At 62.5% G+C, this 22279-nt stretch carries 22 protein-coding genes; 10 read left to right on the forward strand and 12 right to left on the reverse strand.

Annotated features, from left to right (window positions below; genetic code table 11):
* The first annotated feature begins 144 nt into the window (after nucleotides 1-144).
* Entirely contained in the window at nucleotides 145-756 is a 612-nt protein-coding gene (locus CHC01_RS16495; RefSeq protein WP_089265710.1) for a glutathione S-transferase family protein, read from the forward strand.
* Nucleotides 757-758: 2 nt separating this feature from the next.
* Here the strand turns inward: CHC01_RS16495 and CHC01_RS16500 are convergent, their stop codons facing one another.
* From CHC01_RS16500 to CHC01_RS16510, 3 genes are read right to left on the reverse strand one after another with little or no spacing between them, the layout of a single operon-like run.
* Nucleotides 759-1256, reverse strand: a complete 498-nt coding sequence (locus CHC01_RS16500) for a TPM domain-containing protein (protein ID WP_089265312.1) — start codon at nucleotides 1254-1256, stop codon at nucleotides 759-761.
* The gene (locus CHC01_RS16505; RefSeq protein ID WP_089265313.1) at nucleotides 1256-2137 is read right to left on the reverse strand and encodes a TPM domain-containing protein; all 882 of its coding nucleotides are present in this window, start codon (nucleotides 2135-2137) and stop codon (nucleotides 1256-1258) included. The genes CHC01_RS16500 and CHC01_RS16505 overlap by 1 nt, the downstream gene beginning before the upstream one ends.
* 24 nt (nucleotides 2138-2161) lie before the next feature.
* Entirely contained in the window at nucleotides 2162-2770 is a 609-nt protein-coding gene (locus tag CHC01_RS16510) for a LemA family protein (RefSeq protein ID WP_089265314.1), read from the reverse strand.
* 188 nt (nucleotides 2771-2958) lie between these two features.
* Here CHC01_RS16510 and CHC01_RS16515 point away from each other — a divergent pair, with 188 nt between their 5' ends.
* The 5 genes from CHC01_RS16515 to glgA all read left to right on the forward strand — a co-directional run bounded on the left by CHC01_RS16515 (nucleotide 2959) and on the right by glgA (nucleotide 9823).
* The gene (locus CHC01_RS16515; RefSeq protein ID WP_089265315.1) at nucleotides 2959-4521 is read left to right on the forward strand and encodes an AMP-binding protein; all 1563 of its coding nucleotides are present in this window, start codon (nucleotides 2959-2961) and stop codon (nucleotides 4519-4521) included.
* A gap of 200 nt (nucleotides 4522-4721) precedes the next feature.
* Nucleotides 4722-5225, forward strand: a complete 504-nt coding sequence (locus CHC01_RS16520) for a helix-turn-helix transcriptional regulator (protein ID WP_089265316.1) — start codon at nucleotides 4722-4724, stop codon at nucleotides 5223-5225.
* Nucleotides 5222-6628, forward strand: a complete 1407-nt coding sequence (locus tag CHC01_RS16525) for an MATE family efflux transporter (protein ID WP_231079783.1) — start codon at nucleotides 5222-5224, stop codon at nucleotides 6626-6628. Before CHC01_RS16520 ends, CHC01_RS16525 begins: the two co-directional genes overlap by 4 nt.
* Nucleotides 6629-6811: 183 nt before the next feature.
* A complete protein-coding gene (locus CHC01_RS16530) occupies nucleotides 6812-8203 on the forward strand; it encodes an MFS transporter (protein ID WP_089265317.1) in 1392 nt (463 codons plus the stop codon).
* A gap of 198 nt (nucleotides 8204-8401) precedes the next feature.
* Complete coding sequence (gene glgA / locus CHC01_RS16535; protein ID WP_089265318.1) at nucleotides 8402-9823, forward strand: glycogen synthase GlgA; 1422 nt, start codon at nucleotides 8402-8404, stop codon at nucleotides 9821-9823.
* A gap of 150 nt (nucleotides 9824-9973) precedes the next feature.
* On the opposite strand, the gene cnbZ is transcribed toward glgA, so the two are convergent.
* The 6 genes from cnbZ to CHC01_RS16565 are packed head-to-tail and all read right to left on the reverse strand — an operon-like array spanning nucleotide 9974 to nucleotide 15212.
* Entirely contained in the window at nucleotides 9974-10729 is a 756-nt protein-coding gene (gene cnbZ, locus CHC01_RS16540; protein WP_089265319.1) for a 2-amino-5-chloromuconate deaminase CnbZ, read from the reverse strand.
* 26 nt (nucleotides 10730-10755) lie between these two features.
* The gene (locus CHC01_RS16545; protein ID WP_210421684.1) at nucleotides 10756-11472 is read right to left on the reverse strand and encodes an ABC transporter ATP-binding protein; all 717 of its coding nucleotides are present in this window, start codon (nucleotides 11470-11472) and stop codon (nucleotides 10756-10758) included.
* Nucleotides 11473-11479: 7 nt separating this feature from the next.
* On the reverse strand, nucleotides 11480-12241 hold the full coding sequence (locus CHC01_RS16550; RefSeq protein ID WP_089265320.1) for an ABC transporter ATP-binding protein: 762 nt from the start codon (nucleotides 12239-12241) through the stop codon (nucleotides 11480-11482).
* A complete protein-coding gene (locus CHC01_RS16555; protein WP_089265321.1) occupies nucleotides 12234-13184 on the reverse strand; it encodes a branched-chain amino acid ABC transporter permease in 951 nt (316 codons plus the stop codon). The genes CHC01_RS16550 and CHC01_RS16555 overlap by 8 nt, the downstream gene beginning before the upstream one ends.
* Nucleotides 13181-14047, reverse strand: coding sequence for a branched-chain amino acid ABC transporter permease (locus CHC01_RS16560; protein WP_089265322.1), 867 nt, complete (start codon nucleotides 14045-14047; stop codon nucleotides 13181-13183). The genes CHC01_RS16555 and CHC01_RS16560 overlap by 4 nt, the downstream gene beginning before the upstream one ends.
* Nucleotides 14048-14075: 28 nt before the next feature.
* Nucleotides 14076-15212, reverse strand: coding sequence for an amino acid ABC transporter substrate-binding protein (locus CHC01_RS16565; RefSeq protein WP_244558384.1), 1137 nt, complete (start codon nucleotides 15210-15212; stop codon nucleotides 14076-14078).
* A 239-nt stretch (nucleotides 15213-15451) separates the two neighbouring features.
* On the opposite strand from CHC01_RS16565, the gene CHC01_RS16570 reads away from it, so the two are divergent.
* Nucleotides 15452-16357 (forward strand): LysR family transcriptional regulator, encoded by a 906-nt coding sequence (locus tag CHC01_RS16570; protein ID WP_089265324.1) that lies wholly within the window; start codon nucleotides 15452-15454, stop codon nucleotides 16355-16357.
* Nucleotides 16358-16366: 9 nt separating this feature from the next.
* Here CHC01_RS16570 and hutX read toward each other — a convergent pair whose 3' ends face one another.
* The 3 genes from hutX to CHC01_RS16585 form a co-directional block, all read right to left on the reverse strand.
* Nucleotides 16367-16885 (reverse strand): heme utilization cystosolic carrier protein HutX, encoded by a 519-nt coding sequence (gene hutX / locus CHC01_RS16575; protein WP_089265325.1) that lies wholly within the window; start codon nucleotides 16883-16885, stop codon nucleotides 16367-16369.
* A 47-nt stretch (nucleotides 16886-16932) separates the two neighbouring features.
* A complete protein-coding gene (gene hmuQ, locus CHC01_RS16580; protein ID WP_089265326.1) occupies nucleotides 16933-17271 on the reverse strand; it encodes a heme-degrading protein HmuQ in 339 nt (112 codons plus the stop codon).
* Nucleotides 17272-17369: 98 nt separating this feature from the next.
* A complete protein-coding gene (locus tag CHC01_RS16585) occupies nucleotides 17370-19736 on the reverse strand; it encodes a TonB-dependent hemoglobin/transferrin/lactoferrin family receptor (RefSeq protein WP_244558385.1) in 2367 nt (788 codons plus the stop codon).
* Between the two features lie 270 nt (nucleotides 19737-20006).
* On the opposite strand from CHC01_RS16585, the gene hemP reads away from it, so the two are divergent.
* From hemP to CHC01_RS16600, 3 genes are read left to right on the forward strand one after another with little or no spacing between them, the layout of a single operon-like run.
* Nucleotides 20007-20201 (forward strand): hemin uptake protein HemP, encoded by a 195-nt coding sequence (gene hemP, locus CHC01_RS16590; protein ID WP_068735289.1) that lies wholly within the window; start codon nucleotides 20007-20009, stop codon nucleotides 20199-20201.
* Nucleotides 20198-21178 (forward strand): heme/hemin ABC transporter substrate-binding protein, encoded by a 981-nt coding sequence (locus CHC01_RS16595; RefSeq protein WP_089265328.1) that lies wholly within the window; start codon nucleotides 20198-20200, stop codon nucleotides 21176-21178. The genes hemP and CHC01_RS16595 overlap by 4 nt, the downstream gene beginning before the upstream one ends.
* 1 nt (nucleotide 21179) lies before the next feature.
* Nucleotides 21180-22277: a FecCD family ABC transporter permease gene (locus CHC01_RS16600; protein ID WP_089265329.1), complete on the forward strand. Its 1098-nt coding sequence runs from the start codon at nucleotides 21180-21182 to the stop codon at nucleotides 22275-22277.
* Nucleotides 22278-22279 lie beyond the last annotated feature (2 nt).

Below are 22279 nucleotides of genomic sequence, written 5' to 3' on the forward strand. Positions count from 1 at the left end.
TGGTAACTTTCATTGCTTGCCAAATCCTTACCGGGTGCAGTGCTTACGAAAATTTCACCTCTTGTCCGGCGATGGGAACCGTTGCTTGACGCGCACGCGCCCCGCCCGCACAACACCGGCAAACAGAACAATCGGGGAAATGCCATGAAGCTCTACGATTCCATCGGACCGAATCCGCGCGTGGTGCGCATGTTCATGGCCGAGAAGGGCATCAGCCTCCCCGTCCAGACCGTCGATCTTGCTGGTGGTGAGAACCGCGAATCCGCGCATCTGGCGCGCAATCCGCATGGGCAGATGCCGACGCTCGAACTCGACGACGGCGCCTATGTGTCCGAAACCGTCGCGATCTGCGAATATGTCGAGGAGACCCATCCAACGCCGCCGCTGATCGGCACCACGCCCGAACAGCGCGCCGAAGCGCGAATGTGGCGGCAGCGCATCGATCTCAACATCTGCCAGCACATCGCCAACGGCTATCGCTTTTCGGAGGGATTGAAGCGCTTCGAGACGCGCATCGTCTGCGTACCCGAAGGCGCGCCGGGCCTGAAGACAATTGCCATCGACCGGCTGCGCTGGCTCGACGGACAGATGGCCGGCAAGACCTTCATCTGCGGCGAACGCTTCACGATGGCCGACATCGTGTTGTTCTGCTGGCTCGATTTCGCCGACAAGGTGAAGCAGCCGTGGGACCGAGGGAATGCGAAGGTCGCGGCGTGGTTCGAACGCGTGAATACGCGGGAGTCGGTGAAGGCGTAGCGCTACAGCACCACCGGCGCATCTGGCAGTTCATTCACCGAGCCGGCATCGCGCGGAAAGTGAGCCGCCAGATGCTGCGTCACCGCGTCGATCCCCTTGATCACGCCGCGCTCGAAATGCCCAGCGCGAAACTCCGCTTCCATCATCTGGCAGATCGCTTCCCAGCCGGCTTTGCCGACGCGGGCATCGATGCCGCGATCGACCACGATCTCGACGTCGCGATCGGCGAGCAGCAGATAGATCAGCACGCCGTTGTTATGCGCGGTGTCCCAGACGCGCAGTTGCGCGAACACATCGATGGCGCGTTCGCGCGCGGATTGATTGCGGAACAGCGGCGCGCCGTCGAGCGCGCCCTCGACCACGAAGCGGATCTGTCCGGCATGGCTGGCTTCGGAGGCCTTGATGGCCTGTTCGATCGCCGCCAGCGATTGCGGCGGGAACGCCTTGCGGACCCGCGAGCGATTGCCGAGCAGATGGTTGCCGATGCGTTTCAGGCTCATCACCAACTCCCCGAAGCGCCGCCGCCACCGAAACTGCCGCCGCCTCCGCTGAAGCCGCCGCTGCTCGATGAACTCCCTGATGACCAGGAACCGCCGCCGCCCCCGATATAGCCACCGCCGCGACGTCCACCGCCTCCGCCACCCGACATGAGGGCCTCGCTGATCAGCGTAAAGAAAAACGCGACCGCGCCGAGAATGCCGCCGAACAGCAGGCTGCCGGCGACCAACCAGACCACCGCGGTGACGAGCCCGCCGGTGGCCAATGAGCCGAACAGCCGGCCGAAGATATTGCGCAAGATGCTGCCGAAGATCAGCACGCCGAACAGCAGGAACGGCGCATATTCCATGATCTGGTCGAGGGCATTCGAATTGCCCTTCCATTCATCTGGCGCCGGCAGCGGCTCGCCGTCGACCACCTTGATGATCTGGTTGACACCCGCCGAGATGCCACCGGCGAAATCGCCGGTCTTGAAGCGCGGCGTGATGATCTCGTCCATGATCCGTTTTGTCGTGACGTCGGTCAGCGCGCCTTCGAGGCCGTAGCCAACTTCGATGCGGAGCTTGCGATCGTCCTTGGCGACCAGCAGGATCGCGCCGTCATCGACTTTCTTGCGGCCAATCTTCCAGGCTTCGGCAACGCGGATGGAGTATTGCGCGATGGCTTCCGGCGCCGTGGTGGGCACGATCAGCACCACGATCTGGCTGCCCTTGCGCGACTCGAAATCACGCAGCGTGCTGTCGAGCGATGCCTGTTCGCCCTGGCTCAGCGTCGCGGTCTGATCGACCACGCGCCCCGTCAAAGCCGGCACGGCCACATCGGCCAGAGCGACGGCGCTCCAACACAGCAGCAATGCCAGCAGACAGGCTTTGATCGCCTTCATCGGATCGGCCTGATCGGCACCGGCCTATTTCGCGGGCGCCGGCGTCGGGTTGAAGTCGACCTTCGGCGCGGTCGAGATTTCGCTCTCATTGGCGACGGAGAAATTCGCCTTCTCCTTGTAGCCGAACATCATGGCGGTGAGATTGTTCGGGAAGGTGCGCACGCCGACATTATAATCCTGCACCGACTTGATGTAGCGGTTGCGCGCCACAGTGATGCGGTTCTCGGTGCCTTCGAGCTGCGACATCAGATCCTTGAACAGCGCGTCCGACTTGAGCTGCGGATAGTTCTCGGTAACCACGAGCAAGCGCGACAGCGCGCTGGAGAGTTCGCCTTGCGCGGCCTGGAATTTCTGCAGCGCGGCGGGATCGTTGACCACATCGGGCGTCGCCTGCACCGAGCCGACCTTGGCGCGTGCATTTGTGACGCCCAGAAGCACGTCTTTCTCCTGTTGCGCAAAGCCCTTCACGGAATTCACGAGATTCGGCACGAGGTCCGCGCGGCGCTGATACTGGTTGACCACCTCCGACCAGGCCGACTTGACCTGCTCATCATTGGTCTGGATCGCGTTGTAACCGCAATTGGTCAGGCTGAGGGTCGCCAGTGCTGCCAGCACGGTCAAAAACTTGCGCATGAAATTCTCCTGTGACGCGGCTCAAATGGCTCGACCGCTTCTAGCACAGGCAAACGACGAAAGCCGCCACAAGTTCATCGCGAATGCTGCAATGCCCATACGGGTTTATGTTTGCATGCCCGGCATTCATTGTTAGCCTTGCCGCAACCATCGGCCCGCAGAAGCCGAGGACATTTGGGGAGGTTTCCATGACGGACGTGCTGAACACGTTTCCGACCGTTGGCGCGCAGACCCTGCGGGCCCTGGCGCGCTATCCGGATCGCATCGCTTTCAGCTGGCCCGGCGGCTCGATCACCTATCGCGGCACCACGGACCTGATCGGGCGGCTGCAGAATGTGTTCATGAACCTCGGCGCATCGCCCGGCACGAAAGTGGCGCTGCTCACGGCCAACCGCGCCGACACCTGGTGCGCCGGCGTCGCCGCGCAACTGTCGCGTTTCGCAATCTCCTGGCTGCACCCGCTGGGCTCGATGCAGGACCAGATCGACCAGATCGAGGACGCCGAAGCAACGATCCTGATCATTGACGCCGACAATTTCCTGCAGCGCGGCGGCGAGCTCGCCTCGCGCGCGCAGGGCCTGCAACACGTATTCACGCTGGGCCGTGCAGACTACGGCATCGATCTGCTGAAAGTCGTCGGCTCGGGCGGCAGCGCCACCGCGCGGGACTTTGCACATGTCGATGATATCGCCGTGCTCAACTACACCGGCGGCACCACAGGAAAGTCCAAGGGTGCGCTGCGCCGCCATCGCGAAGTGTCGGGTTTTGCCAGCGCCATTCTGTCCGACTTCGAGATCCCGGACACGCCGAGCTATCTCACGGTTGCGCCGATCAGCCATGTCGCCGGCACCAAGGTGCTGCCGACGCTGATGCGCGGCGGCACGGTGCATATGCTGAAAGGTTTTGATCCCGAGACGGTGCTCAAGACCATCGAACGCGAGCGGATCAATTTCACGCTGTTCGTGCCGACCATGATCTATGTGTTGCTCGATCATCCGACACTGTCAAAGACCGATCTATCGTCGCTCGATCTGGTGCTTTACGGCGCATCGCCGATGTCACCGAGCCGGCTGGTCGAAGGCATCGAGCGGATCGGTCCGGTGTTCTCGCAACTTTATGGACAGACCGAATGCTATCCGGTCTCGGTACTGCGCAAGACGGATCATGATCAGAAGAAGCCCGAACTGTTTTTGTCCTGCGGTTTTCCGATCGCGGTCTGCGATGTCCGCATTCTCGACGATGACGATCAGGAGGTCTCGCCCGGTGAGGCCGGCGAGATCTGCGTGCGTGCGCCGCATGTGATGAAGGAATACTGGAAGCGGCCGGAGCAGACGGCCGAAACGCTCAAGAACGGCTGGCTGCACACCGGTGACATCGCCCGCGCGGACGAGCGCGGCTACATGTTCATCCTCGACCGCAAGAAGGACATGATCGTCTCCGGCGGCTTCAACATCTTCCCGCGCGAGATCGAGGATGTGCTCACCACGCATGCCGATGTCGCCATGTGCGCCGTGGTCGGCGTGCCCGACGACAAATGGGGCGAAGCCGTCACCGCCATCGTGGTCGCGCGTGGCGGTGCGAAGCCGGATGCGGATGAGCTGATCAATCTGGTGAAGACCCGCAAGGGTTCGGCCCATGCGCCGAAGCACATCAAGTTCGTGACGGAGCTGCCGATGACCGGCGTCGGCAAGATCGATAAGAAGGCGCTCCGTGCGAGCTTCTGGGTCGGACGCGAGCGGATGGTGGGGTAAGGGGCTTAGCACTAACGCCGTCATTCCGGGGCGCGTGTGCATCTTGCGCACGCGAACCCGGAATCTCGACATGGCTGAACACTTCGGGATTCCGGGTTCGCCTGCCAGCGGCTTCGCCGCTGACCTGCGCCCCGGAATGACCGTGGAGGGTCACCACCAAGTTACTTGCATGATGATAGTTACTCCCCTATCTTCCCGCCATGGAGCGCAAGAGTTTCGAAAAACTGGAATGCCCGGTCGCCCGCAGCCTCGAGCGCGTCGGCGAGTGGTGGAGCATTCTGATCATGCGCGATGCCATCTACGGCATGACGCGGTTCGATCAGTTCCAGAAGAACCTCAACATCGCGCCGAACATGCTGACCCGTCGGCTGGCAGTCCTGGTCGAGGCGGGGCTGCTCACGAGGCGGCAATATTGCGAAAAGCCGCCGCGCTACGAATATATCGTGACCCCGCGCGGCCGGGATTTCCGCTCCGTGCTGTGGTCGCTGCAAAGCTGGGGTAACCGGCATTTCGCGCCTGAGGGTGAAAGTGTTGTTCTGATCGACAAGGAGACCGGCGAGACCGCCGACCCCATCCTGGTCGACCGCCGTACCGGCAAACCAATCACCGAAGCCACCCACGCCAATGCGCCCGGCCCTGCCGCGAGCGCACGCGTGCAACGGCGGCTCAGCAAACCGCGCCCGCAGAAGGACGGATCACCATGAAACTGGAAACGCCGCAGGCCATCGTCGCCGCCACGGCCGCGCCCGTCCACGAGATGAACCCGCGGACGCGCATGCTGCTGCAGGCGCCGATCGCTTCCACGCTGGTCAAGCTGGCCTGGCCCAATCTGCTGGTGATGCTGGCGCAGGCCTCAACAGGCCTGATCGAGACCTGGTGGGTCTCGCATCTCGGCTCTGATGCGCTGACCGGCATGGCGGTGGTGTTTCCCGGCTTCATGATGATGCAGATGCTGTCGGCCGGCGCCATGGGCGGCGGTATTTCCTCGGCGATTGCGCGTGCGCTCGGCGCGCGGCGCACCGACGATGCCGAAGCACTGGTGATGCATGCCACGCTCATCAATATCCTGCTCGGCCTGATCGGCTCGGCAATCTTCCTGATCTGGGGCCGTGCGATTTACACGGCGATGGGCGTCAGCGGCGGCGCGCTGGACGCGGCCATGCAGTATTCTAACGTGGTGTTCGGCGGCAGCGTTTTAGTTTGGCTGATGAACGGCTTTGCCAGCATCATCCGCGGCACCGGCAATATGCTGGTGCCGTCGCTGTCGATCTGTATCGGCGTGGTGCTGCTGATCCCGCTGTCGCCGCTGCTGATCTTCGGCTGGGGACCGATTCCGGCCCTCGGCATTGCCGGCGGCGGCTGGGCCGTGGTGCTGTCGACCTTCACCGTGGGCGCGGTGCTCGCAGGATACATCCTCTCCGGCCGCTGCATCGTCCATTTCAAGCTGGCCCGCCTGCGCTGGGATCTCTCGGCCGACATCTTGCGCGTCGGCGCCATCGCTGCGGTGATTTCGCTGCAGACGAGTTTCACGGTGCTGCTGACCACCGCACTGGTCGGCGGCTTCGCTGGCGGCGACGCCGTGGCGGGTTTCGGCACCGGCGTCCGGCTGGAATATCTGATGGTGCCATTGGCGTTTGGATTTGGCGGACCTCTGGTGGCCCTGGTCGGCACCAATATCGGCGCCGGACAGGAGCAGCGCGCGCTGCGGGCGGCGCTGATCGGCGGCGGCATGGTGTTCGTGATCACCGAAACCGTCGGCCTGGCGGCCGCGATCTGGCCAGCCGCGTGGCTCGGCCTGTTCGGGTCGGATCCGCAGATGATCGAGACCGGCAGCGCCTATCTGCGGATTGTCGGCCCGGCCTATGGCTTCTTCGGCCTCGGCCTGTCGCTGTATTTCGCCTCTCAGGGCGCCGGCAAGATGCTCTATCCCCTGCTCGCCGGCGTGCTGCGGCTGCTGATCTCGATCGGCGGCGGCTGGCTGGCGCTGCGGCTGACGGGATCGCTGACCTGGCTGTTCGCCTGCCTGACCTTCGCGCTGGTCGTCTACGGCACTATCATCGTCACGGCGGTGGCGTCCGGGACCTGGTTCAAGACCAAGCCGGTCTGACGGCGATGTGATCGCCAGCGATGTAATCGCCTGACAGCGATGTGATCAGCCGAAAGCGGATTTTCCGCTGGGAATAAAGATGTGCATATGCCTCATGCAGTTACACGCCTGTAGGGGCAAAGCGAACTATCCTAGATAGCGCGGATCGGCGGTCAGTTCGGCCGCACCCAGGAATCCCCAGCTATGGCAGACGGTATCGTGGCACAGGCTCCCCAGCCGACGGAAGGGCTGACGCCGAGCCAGCAGCGTTGGGCGCGGCTTGCCATCTTTACCGCCCTTGCCATGGCCTCGCTCGATACCGCCATCGCCAATATCGCGTTGCCTTCCATCGCCAGCGACCTCCATGCCACGCCAGCGGATGTGATCTGGGTGGTCAATGTCTACCAGATCGCCATGGTCGCCACGCTGCTGCCATTCGGCGCGCTGGGCGAGATTGTCGGCCATCAGCGCATCTATCTCGGCGGGCTGATCCTGTTCACGATCGCGTCGGTCGCCTGCGCATTCGCGTGGTCGCTGGACACTTTACTGTTCGCGCGGGTGCTGCAGGGCCTCGGCGCCGCCGGCGCCATGAGCGTCAATGCCGCGCTGGTCCGCGTGGTTTATCCCCCAAGCCATTTCGGCCGCGGGCTCGGTCATAACGCCCTCGTCGTTGCGACGGCCTTCACCCTCGGCCCCACCATCGCCTCGGGCATCCTGTCGGTTGCAACCTGGCCCTGGCTGTTCGCGATCAACCTCCCCTTCGGCCTCGCCGCCATTGTCATCAGCCTCAAGACACTGCCAAAGACCGCGCGCGCCACCCATCGTTTCGATTTTCTCGGTGCCCTGCTGACCTCGCTCTGCCTCGGCCTGCTGATCCTCGGCATCGACAGCGCCGCCCATCACACGGCGCCATCCATCGTCGTCGCAGAACTGGTTGCCGGCCTGTTGTTCGGGTGGCTGCTGCTCCGCCGGCAGGCCGATCACCCTGCACCGATGCTGCCGATCGACCTGTTTCGCCGCCCATTGTTCGCGCTGTCGGCGGCCACGGCGGTTTGCTCCTTCTCCGTCCAGGGCCTCGCCTTTGTGTCGCTGCCGTTCTATTTCGAAGAAGTTCTGCATCGTTCGGCAGTCGAGACCGGCTTCTTCCTGACGCCCTGGCCGCTAGTCGTCGGCATCATGGCGCCGATCGCCGGCCGGTTGTCGGACCACTATCCCGCCGGGCTTCTTGGCGGTATCGGCATGGCCCTGCTCGGCATCGGCATGGTGCTGCTGGCCACCCTGCCGCCCGACCCGAGCGTCGCCAATATCGTCTGGCGGATGGTGATCTGCGGCGCCGGCTTCGGCTTCTTTCAGGCCCCGAACATGAAGGCGATCATGTCGAGCGCGCCGGCCGGCCGCAGCGGCGGCGCCAGCGGTATCGTGGCCACCGCCCGGCTCACCGGCCAGAGCATGGGCGCGGCACTCGCCGCCTTCTGCTTCGGCCTGTTCGGCCATGGCGGCGCGACCTGGGCGCTGGCGCTCGGTGCCGGCTTTGCCGCGCTCGGCTGCGTCATGAGCTTCCTGCGGCTGATCGTCCCGTCGTCACCCAGTCACTGATTTCAGAGATAATTTAGCGAACTCACATTTCTCTTTTGCAATGCCGTATTAAGTGATGTGATATACTGCAGTGCAGAGACAGATATTTTGCAGCGCAAGTAACAAAACTGAGTTCCATTGCCCTTCGGTTCCGTAAGTACCCAAAGACGCTGGACCAGTTTCGTATCCTTGTAGCCGCGGCGGGCACGAGGGCATTTCTTGAGGGTACTGTTCGTCACTCCAGAGATTGACGACTTCATCCGGGTGGGCGGCCTTGCAGCCGTGTCCGCCGCTCTCCCTAGAGCCCTGCGCATCTGGACCGACGTTCGCATCATCCTTCCCGGCTACCGCGACGTCGTCACGCAGTTTCCTGACATCGAGATCGTCGGCGAATGCCCGGCACTGGCGGAAATGCCCGCCTGCTCGGTCGGTCTGGCTGCGACCAAGGATGGACTGCCGATCTACATCCTGCTCTGCCCGCAGCTCTATGACCGTCCCGGAAATCCCTATGGCGACGCCTGCGGCCGGGACTGGCCGGACAATGACATCCGCTTCGCACGCTTCGCCTCCGCCGCGGCACTGCTCGCCTCCGGCAAGCTCGACAAGAACTGGTCGGCCGATCTGGTTCACGCCAATGACTGGCAGGCGGCCCTGGTGCCGGCCTATCTCGCCTGGAGCGGGGTGAAGATCCCGACCATCCTGACGATCCACAATCTCGCTTATCAGGGCCTGTTTCCGAAGTCTTCGCTGCGCCGGATCGGTGCGCCGGCGGAGTCGTTCCATATCGACGGGCTGGAATTCTACGACAAGCTCTCCTTCCTCAAGGGCGGGCTGATCTACTCATCGCACCTCACCACGGTGAGCGAGACTTACGCGCGCGAGATCACCACGCCGGAACTCGGCTGCGGGCTGGAAGGCCTGCTCACCAAGCGCTCCAACGAGTCGCGCCTGACCGGCATCCTCAACGGCATCGATGAGAGCTGGGATCCGCGCGTCTGCGCGGAGCTCATGAGACCGTTCGGCGCGGGCGACTGGGAAGCCAAACGCGCCAATGCCGACGGGGTACGTCAACAATTTGGGCTCGCACTCTCCCGCGGGCCCATTTTTGGTTTGGTCGCCCGCCTCGTGCATCAGAAAGGCGTCGACCTCGTATTGTCGGCGGCCGACGCCATCGTGTCCGCCGGCGGACAGATCGTCGTCACCGGCCGCGGCGAGACCGAACTCGAAAACGCGCTGATGGACGCGCATCGCCGCCGTCCGGATGCGATCGGCGTCGCCATCGGCTTCAACGACCGCGAGGCACGGCGCATCTTCGCCGGCAGCGACTTCACGCTGATGCCGTCGCGCTTCGAACCCTGCGGCCTGAGCCAGATGTATGCGCAGCGCTTCGGCTCGCTGCCGATCGGCCACCAGACCGGCGGCCTCGCCGAAACCATCGTCGATGGCGAGACCGGCTTCCTATTCACGCAGCCCTCCACCGAGTCATTTCTGGGCGGCATCCTGCGGGCCTTCGCGACCTATGGCTCGAAGGATCGCCTGAACTCGATGCGCCGCAGCGCCATGTCGAAATCGTTCAGCTGGAATATTTCTGCCGCCAGCTACAGCGCGCTGTATCGCAAGACGATCGTCGCCGGGGTGTGATACCTGCGAGAGTCTCGAGCTGCGCCGTTGTCTATCGATCCGTCATTGCGAGGAGCGAAGCGACGCGGCAATCCAGTCTTTACCTACTACCAAGGAAGACTGGATTGCTTCGCTACGCTCGCAACGACGAAGGATAGGCCTAGACCTTCGTCAGACTTCCACCACGCGCTCGACATGCACGCGGCGGCAATCCATCTCGTATTCGAGATCGACGACCGGCGGGCGGTTGAAGTGCCAGGTCAGGCCGTTGCGGAACACACCGCGGCGGCCGAGTTCGCTTTCCAAGAGCGCATAGACGTCGCGCACGGTGTAGAGCTGCGCGCCGGTGGTCTGATCCCAGGTGCCGGAGAATGCGCTCATGCGGCGCTCCATCTCGTCGAGCACGAACTTGGCTTTTTCCAGCATGCCCGATGGGCTGATGTCGCCGAGGCGTACCGTGTTGTCGCGATAGTCGCCCTTGCCCTCGGCGGCCTCGCCGCTGCCGGCGATGACGAAGGATGCCGGCGCATTCGGCGCGAAGGTCGTGAAAGAGAAGGCGTGGAAGCCGGGCTCCGACGGCGGATCGATCTTCGGACACACATTGCTGCGCGCAATCGGATTCACGCGATCCTTCATGACGCCCCACTCTTCGAGCGTCTTGATGTAGATCTCGTTGAAGTCGATGAACCCCTGCTCCGTGAACGGCGCCGGCGAGCGCAGTTCGCAGGCTGCAAAGGCGGTCAGTGGCCGGCCGGCCGCCTTGATGATCTCGGCAACCCTGGCGAACCCCTCCTTCAGCGGAACGACTTTGGAGAAGCGCACGCGCTCCAGCGCAAAGCCGGGCAGCGCACCGACGCCGCAGGAATACTGGCTGACGCCGGGCATGTAACGGTAGCCGCTATTGGGGGCTTCGACGGTCTCGATCATGTTTGCCTCTTCAGGTGAAATCAAAGTCAGTCTTCGAGGACGCCGAGATAGGCGTCGCGAATGATGGGATCGGCCAGCAATTCGGCGCCCTGCCCGGTGCGCACGATGCGGCCCATATCCATGATGTAGGCGTGATGGCAGAGGTCGAGCGCCGTGGTGACGTCCTGCTCGACGAGAAGGATCGACATGCCTTCGGAGTTCAACTGGCGCAGCGCCGCGACCAGTTGCTCCACCAGCAATGGCGACAGGCCGAGCGAGAGTTCGTCGATCATCAGGAGGCGCGGCGCGCTCATCAGCCCGCGGCCGATGGCGCACATCTGCTGTTCGCCACCGGACAATGTCGCCGCCGCCTGGTTGCGGCGCTCACGCAGCTTCGGGAACGTCGTATAGACGCGGTCGAGATCGCGATTGAGCTCAGTACGGCTGACGCTGCGCGAATAGGCGCCCATCAGGAGATTGTCCTCGATGCTCATCGCACCGAACAGACGGCGCCCTTCCGGCACATGGACGATACCATGAGCCAGCATCTGTGCAGCTATCGCCTTCGACAGATCGACGCCTTCCGAGACATATTTGCCTGATGTCAGCGGGATCAGCCCGGACAGTGCGCGCATCAGCGTGGTCTTGCCGGCGCCATTGGAGCCGATCAGCGCGGTAATCTCGCCGGAGCGGACCACCATATCGATGCCCCACAGCACCTGGATTTCGCCGTAACCGGCGCAGACCCCATTCAGTTCGAGCATCGGATGATCAGCCACGGGCGGCGTTCCGTTGTGCATATTGCTGGCCCAGATAGGCATCGACGACGGCGGGATCCTTAATGATGTCGCGCGGCGCACCGTCAGCAATCAGCCGTCCGTTATGCAGCACCGCGATGCGGGTGCAGACATTGAGCACGACCTTCATCAGATGTTCGATCATCACGATGGTGATGCCATCGGCCGCGAGCTGGTGAATGAGCTTGGTGGCGCGCTCGACTTCGGCGCTGTTGAGACCGGCATTGACCTCATCGAGGAACAGCAGCTTCGGCTTCATCGCCAGCGCCTTGGCTAGCTCCAGCCGCTTGCGCATGGCCAGCGTCAGCGTCGCCGCGGACTGGTCGGCCTGTGCGTCGAGGCCAACGAATGCGAGATGCGCGCGGGCGGCCTCGCGCGCCGATTTCAGGCTCTCGCCCGGCTGCGAGAACAAGGCAGCGGCAGCGACATTGTCGAGCGCCGAAAATTCCGCAAAGGGCTGCACGATCTGGAAGGTGCGTGACAGACCGAGTCGCGCAGACTGATAGGTCTTGATCCGCGTGATATCCTTGCCATCGAAGGTGACAACGCCCGACGATGCCGGGGTGACGCCGCAGATGGTGTTGACCAGCGTGGTCTTGCCGGCACCGTTCGGACCGATCAGGCCGACCACCTCGCCTTTGTTGACCGAGAGCGAGACGTCGCTCAGCGCCTTCAACCCGCTGAAGTTTCGCGAGACGTTGCTCAGATGCAGGATTTCGTGACGGATCTCAGACATGCTTTGCCTTTCGTCCGGTCAATCCGCGCCAGATCTTGCCGGCATGGAGGGATATCAGCCCATGCGGCAGGAACAGCAGCAGCAGGATGATGAGGACACCCAGCACGCCCGAATGGATCTGGATGTAATTGCGCCAGACCACTTCCTCGAGGCCGAGATAGACGAAGGCGCCACAGACCACGCCGAGCGGCGAACCGAGCCCGCCCATCAGCGCCATCACGATCGGCTTCACCGAATAGAGGATGTCGAATACATCGGACGGATCGATGTAATGCACCCAGGCCGCATAGAGCCCGCCGGCCGCACCGACGGAACAGGCGGACAGGCCGAAAGCCACGGCCTTGTAGAGCGTCGAGTTGAGACCGACCATGTTCGAGGCCGTCTCGTTCTGCCGGATGCAGTTGAGACCGAAACCGAGCTTCGACATCGACACCGCGATGACGACGATCGCGGTGATCAGCAGCAATCCCCACATCGCGTAAAAGAAGAACGTCGCGTCGGAGAGGACACTGGAGCCAGACACCAGCGGGATATTCAGGCCCATGCCGCCGCCGGTGAGGTCGGTGGCGTTGTTGACGAGTTCGCGAAACACCTCGACCAGCGACAGGCTGGCGATGGCGAAGTAATGGCCACGCAGCCTGAGCAGCACGGCGCCGAGCGCCGCAGCCAGCACCAGACACAGCACAAGCGAACCAAGCAGCGACACGGTGAGCGGCACGCCCTTGTTCATGAGAATGCCGGTGGTGTAGGCACCGAGCCCGAAGAAGGCCGCCGTCGCGAAGGACGGATAGCCGGCGAAGCCACCGACGATATTCCATGATAGCGCGAAGATCGCATACATGCAGGCCATGGTGCCCAAGCGCAGCGCATAGGCGTCGCCGAACAGCGGCAGCGATGCTACGCAGGCAATGAGGACGAGAAGCGCGATATTGGTCCGGGTCATTCAAAACCCTTTCGGCCGAGCAGGCCCTGCGGCCTGACCACAAGGAAGATGATGAGCAGGACGAAAGACAGCGTCACCGCATGGGCCGGCCCGAGATAGACCGAGCCGACGCCCTCGACGAGCGCCAGCAGCAAGCCGCCAGCCAATGCGCCGGACACGCTGCCGAGACCGCCGAGGACACAGACCACGAAGGCCTTGCCGAGATAGGCCGACGAGGTCAGCGGCGAGATCGGGAAGATCAGCGCCATCAGCACACCGGCGCAACCGGCCAGCGCGGCACCGAGGCCGAAGGCGATGGCGTAGATCGATTTGACATCGACGCCCATCAGCACGGCAGCGTCGCGGTCGAGCCGGACCGCAACGATGGCGCGACCGACTTTCGAACGCCGCAGCAGCAGATAGAGCAGGAATGTCAGCGCCAACGCTGAGGCGGTTGCGATCAGACGGTCGACGGGGACGACGACGTCGAAGATCGAGATCGATCCCGTGGGCGGATTGAGGATCAGCTTCCGGTAGTCGGCCTTGAAGTAATAGATCATCGCATTGTTCAGGATCAGATCGAGCCCGAAGGTCAGCGTCAGCGTCACCAGCACCGGCGCAGTGATGACACGGTTGAGCAGCAGCCGTTGCAGCAGGTAGCCGAACACGAAGAAGGCCGGCGCGGCGATCAGCAGCGCATACCACGGCGATAGTCCGAGCGAATTATAGGCGCCCCAGGCGAGATAGGCGCCGAGCACGATGAAGGAGCCGTGGATCAGGTTGATGACGTTGAGCACGCCCCAGACCAGCGAGAAACCGATCGCAATACAGGCATAGAGACACCCGAGCACGAGTGCATTGATCAGGACCTGGATGGCCAGCATATCGATCCCCCGCCGATCCCAGCCGTGCTCAGTTCACGCCGAGCTTGAATTCGCCCTGCTTGATGGCGTCCGGGAATAGCACCACCGGCTTGCCGGCCTGGATCTGGAAGACCGGAGGTTCGAGTGAGTTGATCTGGCCATTGGCGCCGAACTTCACCGGCCCCCAGAAGGTCACGACATCCATCTTGGCGAGTTCGTCACGCACCTTGTCACGGTCCAGCGAGCCGGCCTTCTCGATAGCCATCTGGAACAGCGCACCGCAGACCGCAGCCGACGCATGGGCGTAGTCGGGCTCAAGCTTGTACTTGTCCTTGAACAGCTTCACGAAGTTGGCCGTGGTGCCGAAAATGTCCTTGCCATTGTACTGTTCGGCCGGATGCCACCACGAGGCGCTGGAGATGTTCTCGGCGCTCTGCCCGGCGGATTCGATGAATTCCTGATAGGCCGGACCCGCGATCATGGTCACGACATTGGCCTTCATCTGCTGATCGACCATCTGTTTGCGGATCAGCAAGAGGTCGTTGGTGTAGCCGGTGACGAACACCCATTGCGGATTCAGCGACTTGATCTGCGACAGGGTCGCGGAGTGGTCGAGCGTGTTGATGGCGTATTTCTCGAAGTAAACGACTTCGAGACCGTTGGTCTTGGCGGATTTCTCCATTTCCTGCGCGATGGCCAGCGGAAACAGATCGTTACGTGCAAGGATCGCGACCTTCTTGACGTCGGCCGCCTTGGCCTTGACGAGCTGCGTCAGCGGCGTGGTCAGCGTGTCGTTCGGGGTGAAGGTGCCGAACAGATATTTGTAGTTCTGGTCATAGACCTGGGATGACGATGCCGTCGCGGCCAGCATCGGCACCTTGTACTTCTCGGCGATCGTGCTGGCGGCCTTGGCGGCACCCGAGCCGAACGGGCCGAACATGAAGTTCACCTTGTCCTGGGTGATCATCTGTTCGGTGGTCTGCACCGAGCGCGGCGTGTTGGACTGGTAGTCGGAATAGACGATCTCGACCTTGTACTTCTTGCCGCCGACATCGATGCCGCCGGCCTTGTTGGCCTGCTCGGCCCAGAGGTCGTAGCCCTGCTGCTGCTTCACGGCTTCCGGCGCCAGCGGCCCGGTGATCGGCAGCGGCGCGCCGAAGCGGATGACATCCTCCGCCGAAGCCATTGAGGAGGTCGCTCCCAAACCAGCCGCAGCCAGCAGGAGGGATGCGGAAAAAGCCGAGACAGCAAGCCGGGGATGAAACATCCAAATTCTCCATCGATGACGGGACCGTGACCTGATCAAAACTCTGTCAAATTTAGATTTCGAATAAAAGCATTGAATTTCGATGTGAGAGGTCTGAAAATCAGAACGCTAGTCAGGTCCTGCCATCGCGCTGGGCAGCCAGCCGCGAGGGACTGACGATGATCGAATCCACCGCCATTCGCTATTTTCGCGTGGTTACCGAGTCCGGATCGATCAAACAGGCGGCCGCAGCGCTCCGCATCGCCCCCTCCGCCATCAGCCGGCAGGTGCAGGGTCTGGAGGAGGAGCTTGCGGTCAAGCTGTTCGAGCGCGGCGCGCGCGGCATGAACCTGACCGATGCCGGCCACGTGCTCTATCGCTATGCAGTCGAGAACCGCAGCCAACTCGACGGGCTGCGTAGCCAGGTCGAGGAATTCGCATCGCTGCGCCGCGGCCAAGTGAAGATCGCCACTGTCGAAGGCATGCTGTCGAGCTTCCTGCCCAACTCCTTCGTCGACCTGTCGCAGCAATATCCGGGGATCGCACTATCTGTCACTGCCGTGGGCGCTCGCGATGTGGTCGAGATGGTCAGCCAGAACGAGGTCGATCTCGGCCTGATCTTCGGCCGCGCGCCACGACGCGATCTGATCGAACTCGGACGCATGCGACAACCGGTCTGCCTGATCGTCGCGCCCACGCATCCGCTCGCCGGCCAGAACTCTTACGCGATGAAGGATCTTGCAGGGTTGCGCGTGATCCTTCCGGATCCATCCTTCGGCATTCGTCAGGAACTCGACAAGTCCTGCGCACAGGCCAGTGTGCGGCTGGAAATGTGCAGCGAGACCAACTCGCTGGCCTTCACCCAGACCGTGGCTGCCCGCACCGACCTTGCGACCTTCCTGCCGATGGTCTCGGCGACGGCGGCGATCAATGCCGGCACACTTGTCGCGATCCCGCCGCGGGACCGCAGGCTGGAGTCAACACAGGTGACGCTGGTGCAGTCGGCCGCACGCATGGCATCGCCCTCAACGCGATTGGTTGCCGAAATGCTGGTGGCGCAAATGAAGGACAATGAGGAAGGGTAGACGCCCCGCTTATGCAGCGGTCGTTTTCGTCAGTATCCTGGCCAGCGCGCGGAAACGCTCAAGCTGATCCTGCTTCAGCGCGCGGGTCTCGTCGCGGCCCACGAAGACCTTGAACATGACGCCACCATCGACATTGAGAAATGCGACGAAGGCCGACGACTTGCCCATGAACGGGCGCTCGACAAACGCCACGCCGCCGCAGCGCTCGTGACGCAGATGGCCATGCAGGCCCTTGGGCTGCGTCAGATTGTAGTAGCCGTGGCCGATGGCGCCCGGCGACAGCGGTGCGGTCGTTTCGAAGATGCCGTCCTCGGTATGCACGATCAGCGTCACCTCGCCCCATTCGGCGATATCCGTCATCGCCGTGACGAACGCATCGCCGCCGCCACCGATGGTCACCATTTCCGAAGGCAGCGCTTCAAGCACCGCACGCGGCGTGATGTTGCGCTCGCGCGCAACGGTCTCGATCACGGCACCGGGATTCTCCGCCATATAGGTCTTCAGCGCGGCGAGATCCGTGTTCAGCATGAGATGGCTCCGTGATCGATCATTGGTGTGAGACGCAGTGCCTGCGATCAGGCCGCAGCGCTCTTACGGCGCTCGGACTGGATCACCTCGAAACCCTCGAACTTGGGGTGACCGAGATAGAGGCTGGCGCCTTCCGACTTGTTGTCCGCGCGGGCATGCGCCTTGCGGAACTGCTCGGACTTGGTCCAGCCCTCGAAGTCCGCCTTGCTGGCCCAGACCGTATGCGACGAATACAGCGTGTGATCCTCAGCTGCCGGCCCTTTCAGCAGGCTGAACTCGATGAAGCCCGGCAATTCTGAGAGATAGGATTCGCGGGTCGCCCAGATATTCTCGAAAGCGGCTTCGGATCCGGTTTTGACCTGAAAGCGGTTCATGGCGATGAACATGGATGTCTTTCCTTTCGTGACGTCGAGAACCTATCATAACCGAAATCGCGCCCGGACATGAGCGCGATTCCTTGGAGGCTGGTGGATGCAGATGGCGATTATGCGCCGCCGAAATGCACCTTGATGCCACCCTTATAAACGATGCCCGGACCAGGGGCGGTCCACAACGCGTCGTTCTGCGTTGTGCCATCGCTGGTCGACCCGGGAATAGCATAGGGGCGGTAATACTGGTTCAGGATATTGTCGACCCCGAAATTCAAGGTGATGTCCTGCGTCGGTTGATAGGCGACGTAGAGATTGACGAGATCGTAGGAGGTCGATGGCACGTACCCGGCCGGAAGGTCGGTATTGGCCGCGACCGAAGCCCACTGAGCCGAGATTGTCAGCTTGCGATCGAGCAGGCGGACGCCACCGGTGGTCGTGACCTTGCGCGGCTGGATTGTCGCCAGACCAACATTGGTCTGGGTGTTCTTGCCGCTTTGAACCGTCGCGCCGACGCCCAGGAACCAAAGGCCCGCGTCATAGGCCGTCTCGGCCTCGAAGCCTTCGATCTTCGCATTGGCAATGTTTTGGTACTGATAGAAGTTGCTGTTGAGGATGGTGCCAGGACGCCCCATGAATACATAGTTGACGAGAACTGGCGTAGAGGCGACGAGGTCGATGTAGTCATCAACGTCGTTGCGGAAGAAGTTAAACTTGGCGCGGAAACTGTCGCCAGACGTAAAGACGTCGTTGTATTTCAGATTGATGCCGACTTCCTTGTTCTTGCCGACTTCTGCCCGGAGGTTCGGGTTCGGCAAGAAGCAGAACAGGCCAGCGGTACCATCAGCACAGGTGACGAAAGTCGGTCCGCCGCCGGAAGCGTGGCCACCTGCAATGAGCGTTTCACTGATGGATGGTGCACGATAACCCTCCGCATAGCTCACATAGGGCGTAAAGCCCGCTACCGGCGTCACGCCGAGTGTGATCTTGGGCGACAGGCGGTCACCGCTGGATGAAACATTGTTAACACCCACGGCTGTCCCGCTTGAATTGAGCTCATAGTGGTCATAACGCAGCGCGCCTATGACTTCGAGCCAACTCGAATAGTTGGTCTTTAGCTGGACGAAGCCGCCGGAGACTGTGCGCTCGCCGCTCGGCGTGGTGATGTTGGAGTTTCCGCGCGAGTCGAATGTTTTCACCTTGTCGTTGAAGACGTCGAAGCCATAGGTCACAGCATTGCGCCACTCACCGATATTGAAGCGAGACGTGTTGTTGACGTCGACGCCGAACGTATCCAGCAAGTAGCCGCGCTGATCGCCAACGCAACCAGAAATGTTGTTACCGGCACTACCAGCACCGCAGAGCGCGGTGCCGGCCGTCGAATAGTGGTAGGTCTTGGTCTGGTCGTTGTCGACGCGATTGCCGTAAAGCGAGACATTGAAATCGAACAGCATGTCCTCCGGACGCGCGTATTTCCACGTCACCGTACCAGTATAGTTCTTTGCATTGGAGGCGTAGACGGACGAGCCCTGATTCAGAGCGATCAAGGCCTGCGTTGTGGTTGGAGCACGATTCAACTGACCAATTGTGTAGCTATAGTCCTGGAACAGGCCGCCAAACTTCACCTCATGGCCGTCGGCCGGGCGAACCGTAACTTTCATCAGGCCCGCAGCGATGTCGTTGCCTGTATTGCCGATCTCGGTACCGGCGCCATCCTTGTAGTTACCCTGGGTGCGATAGACCGCACCGCCGAACGCATCGACCGTCGGATCGACACGCACGCCGCCGAACACGGAGCCGAGACCGCGACTGTTGTTGGAGCCGTAGGAGCCGCTCATATCCACGCCCCAGCGCTCGCCGGGTCGCAGAACGTCATTGATATCCTTGGTGCGGAACGAGGCCACGCCGCCGATGGCACCAGAGCCGTAAATATTGGCAGTCGGGCCGCGGGTGATATCGATGCCGCCGATCAGCTCGGGATCGAGAAAGAACGAGCCATTCGCATTGTGACCGGAGCGCTGATAGTTCTGGCGAGCGCCGTCAACGACAACGGCGACACGTCCGAAATCCTGCAAGCCGCGGATATTGATCGCCGTGGACGGATCATCGCCACGATCCTGCATCCAGACACCGGGGACATTGTAGAAAAGCTGGCTCAGCCGGCTCGGCTGCTGCAGCTGGATCTGCTCCTGCGTCACGACGCTGACGGGCGCCAGCGCATCGATGGCGCGCTCCTGGGTCTTCGAAGCCGTCACCGTGATTTCATCGAGTGACTGGCCGCTGCGGCTGGCCTGCGCATTGGCGTTAGCTACCTGCGCCGGCACGGCCGCCGGCTTGGTAGCAGCACGCTTTTTCTTGGCGGGTTTCGGCTTTTGCGGCTGCACGTCGCCTGCCTGCGCGGCGGCCTGTGCCAAGGCGGTCTCGGAGACCAACGCCCCCATTGATACGATCGACACACCCAACAACAAGGCGCGCGTAGTCATGCCCCCAAGAGCCATAGCCTAATCCCCAAACACAAATTTCAACGGATCGTGGCTGGCTGGCGCTGCACGAGGCAGTGAGCTTGCTGGCTCTCGAATGCGACTCGGGGACCCCTGCCACCAAGTTGCCATTTTCGATTACGGTTCATTAACGGGGGGGTCAAGCAATCCCCGCCCTGTTTATACTGATTATAGACTGCAGTGCTTGGCGATGAGGTGCGACAAAACCTATAACGATGACAGAGACTTTTACGGATGGGATAGATCGGCGCTATGGATACGGGTTCTCACGACGGCAGCGCTGCCGCTCACGCCAAATCCTCAGCCGGACGCAATGTGGTCATAAATGGCGACCGGATGGACAGCAAGGAGCTGTTCGCGGATCAGCGTGAGTTGCTGATTACGCATGGCGACGAGACTTATCGCCTGCGCCTGACGTTCCAGAACAAGCTGATCCTCACCAAATGACCGCCGGTCTCCCCGTTCGACGTCATCGCATCGCACATGCGCTGCAATGTGTAGCGCTTGCCGGCACGCTGGCGCTGTCAGCCGCGGCCGCGGCGGAAGACGCCGTTGTGCGCGACGCACGCGGACGCGACGTCACCATCGGCCACCCGACCCGCATCGTCTCAATCGGCGGCGCGGTGACCGAAATCCTTTATGCCCTCGGCGCTGACGACCGTATCGTCGCCGTCGATACGACCAGCCTGTATCCGCCGAAGGCCATGGCCGACAAACCCAATGTCGGTTACATGCGGCAACTCTCTGCGGAAGGCGTGCTGGGGCTGAATCCGCAACTGGTGCTCGCCATCGCGGGCTCCGGCCCGAAGGAAACCATCGACGTCATCGACGCCGCCAAGATCCCGCTCATCATGGTGCCAGATACGTTCACCGAAGCCGGCATGGTGGAGAAGATCCGGTTGATCGCCAAGGTCGCGGGCGTCGAGGCACGCGGCGAATGTCTTGCCAATGCCGTGGCCGGCGATCTTGCCGCACTGCGTGAATTGCGCGCCAAGGTGAAGACCCCGCCACGGGTGATGTTCGTGATGTCCTTCCTCGATGGCCGCACCATGGTCGCAGGCCAGAAGACGGCAGCCAATGAAATCATCAAGCTGGCCGGCGGCGTCAATGTCGCGGACAGCTTCGACGGCTACAAGATCATGAGCGATGAAGCGATCGCCGCAGCCAAACCGGATACCGTGCTCTCGATGGAGCGCGGCAAGGATACGCTGCAGGCCGACACCGTGTTTGCCAGCCCGGCATTCGCACTGACGCCGGCCGCGAAGACCAGGAGCCTGGTCGCCATGGATGGCCTCTATCTGCTCGGCTTCGGTCCGCGCACGGCCGCCGCCGCACGCGACCTCGCCGTCAAGCTCGACCCGGCGCTGTCGTCCGAGGCTGCAACGTTCAAGCCCGTCTCGCTCGCCGTCAACTGCCGCCAATAAGATGAGCGCTGCCGACGCCAAGCTGACTGCGTTTGTCAGAACGACCGGTCGGGTGCGTCGCCCTGCCACCGTTATCGTGCTGTGCGGCCTGCTCGCGGCACTGCTGCTGACGGTGCTGCTTGCCGCCACCGTGGGTGCCGCCGGCATCCCGCTGTCCCGCCTGCCCGCAGCACTTGGCCTTGCGGCCGCCGATCCCGGCAATCCATTTGCCGCGCGCGATCAGCTGATCCTGTGGTCGATCCGGATTCCGCGCATTGCCATCGCCGCCATGATCGGCGGCATGCTGGGCGCCGCCGGCGCGATTATGCAGGGCCTGTTTCGCAATCCCCTCGCCGATCCGGCGCTGGTCGGCGTCTCCAGCGGCGGAGCGTTTGCTGCGGCGGGCGCCATCGTCATCAGCGACAGCCGCTTTGCGCATTATGTTGCTTTTCTGCAGCCGTTTCTGTTGCCGCTGGCGGCTTTCATCGGCTCGCTGCTGACAACGATCATTCTGTATCGGATTTCCAGCCGCAGCGGGCGTACGTCGATTGCGCTGTTTCTTCTCGCCGGCATCGCCATCGCAGCCATCGCCAATGCGGGTATCGGGCTTCTGGTGTTCATTGCCGACGATCGTCAGCTCCGCGACATCACGTTCTGGCTGCTCGGCTCGCTCAGCGGCGCGACCTGGAGCAAGGCGGCGACGATTGCGCCCATGCTGGCGCTGGGGCTGATCGGCATGTTCTTCACCAGCCGCGGCCTCGACGTGCTGATCCTCGGCGAGTCCGAGGCTTTCCATTCCGGCGTCGATGTGGAGCGCCTCAAGCGCATCTGCATCGTCCTGATCTCCATTATGACCGGCGCAGCGGTTTCGGTCTGCGGCGTGATCGGCTTCGTCGGCATCGTCGTGCCGCACCTACTGCGGCTGATGATCGGACCGGGTCATCGGCTATTGCTGCCCGCATCCGTCGGCCTCGGCGCCAGCCTGCTGGTCGGGGCCGATACACTGGCCCGCACCATCGTGGCGCCGGCCGAGATGCCCATCGGTATCCTGACTGCCGCCGTGGGCGCACCGATATTCCTGCTGATCCTGCTGCGTCAGCGCGGACTGGTGGGGCTGTGACA

The sequence above is a fragment of the Tardiphaga sp. OK246 genome (assembly GCF_900188215.1).
Lineage (GTDB): Bacteria > Pseudomonadota > Alphaproteobacteria > Rhizobiales > Xanthobacteraceae > Tardiphaga > Tardiphaga robiniae.

Coding starts and splice junctions, on each gene's coding strand:
- CHC01_RS16520 (WP_089265316.1), top strand. CDS start 4,722: ATGGAGCGCAAGAGTTTCGAAAAACTGGAATGCCCGGTCGCCCGCAGC.
- CHC01_RS16600 (WP_089265329.1), top strand. CDS start 21,180: ATGAGCGCTGCCGACGCCAAGCTGACTGCGTTTGTCAGAACGACCGGT.
- CHC01_RS16500 (WP_089265312.1), bottom strand. CDS start 1,256: ATGAGCCTGAAACGCATCGGCAACCATCTGCTCGGCAATCGCTCGCGG.
- CHC01_RS16515 (WP_089265315.1), top strand. CDS start 2,959: ATGACGGACGTGCTGAACACGTTTCCGACCGTTGGCGCGCAGACCCTG.
- CHC01_RS16530 (WP_089265317.1), top strand. CDS start 6,812: ATGGCAGACGGTATCGTGGCACAGGCTCCCCAGCCGACGGAAGGGCTG.
- cnbZ (WP_089265319.1), bottom strand. CDS start 10,729: ATGATCGAGACCGTCGAAGCCCCCAATAGCGGCTACCGTTACATGCCC.
- hutX (WP_089265325.1), bottom strand. CDS start 16,885: ATGCTGAACACGGATCTCGCCGCGCTGAAGACCTATATGGCGGAGAAT.
- CHC01_RS16510 (WP_089265314.1), bottom strand. CDS start 2,770: ATGCGCAAGTTTTTGACCGTGCTGGCAGCACTGGCGACCCTCAGCCTG.
- CHC01_RS16565 (WP_244558384.1), bottom strand. CDS start 15,212: ATGGCTTCGGCGGAGGATGTCATCCGCTTCGGCGCGCCGCTGCCGATC.
- CHC01_RS16495 (WP_089265710.1), top strand. CDS start 145: ATGAAGCTCTACGATTCCATCGGACCGAATCCGCGCGTGGTGCGCATG.
- CHC01_RS16585 (WP_244558385.1), bottom strand. CDS start 19,736: ATGACTACGCGCGCCTTGTTGTTGGGTGTGTCGATCGTATCAATGGGG.
- CHC01_RS16595 (WP_089265328.1), top strand. CDS start 20,198: ATGACCGCCGGTCTCCCCGTTCGACGTCATCGCATCGCACATGCGCTG.
- CHC01_RS16505 (WP_089265313.1), bottom strand. CDS start 2,137: ATGAAGGCGATCAAAGCCTGTCTGCTGGCATTGCTGCTGTGTTGGAGC.
- CHC01_RS16550 (WP_089265320.1), bottom strand. CDS start 12,241: ATGTCTGAGATCCGTCACGAAATCCTGCATCTGAGCAACGTCTCGCGA.
- hmuQ (WP_089265326.1), bottom strand. CDS start 17,271: ATGTTCATCGCCATGAACCGCTTTCAGGTCAAAACCGGATCCGAAGCC.
- CHC01_RS16525 (WP_231079783.1), top strand. CDS start 5,222: ATGAAACTGGAAACGCCGCAGGCCATCGTCGCCGCCACGGCCGCGCCC.
- CHC01_RS16560 (WP_089265322.1), bottom strand. CDS start 14,047: ATGCTGGCCATCCAGGTCCTGATCAATGCACTCGTGCTCGGGTGTCTC.
- CHC01_RS16545 (WP_210421684.1), bottom strand. CDS start 11,472: ATGCTCGAACTGAATGGGGTCTGCGCCGGTTACGGCGAAATCCAGGTG.
- CHC01_RS16570 (WP_089265324.1), top strand. CDS start 15,452: ATGATCGAATCCACCGCCATTCGCTATTTTCGCGTGGTTACCGAGTCC.
- CHC01_RS16555 (WP_089265321.1), bottom strand. CDS start 13,184: ATGACCCGGACCAATATCGCGCTTCTCGTCCTCATTGCCTGCGTAGCA.
- hemP (WP_068735289.1), top strand. CDS start 20,007: ATGGATACGGGTTCTCACGACGGCAGCGCTGCCGCTCACGCCAAATCC.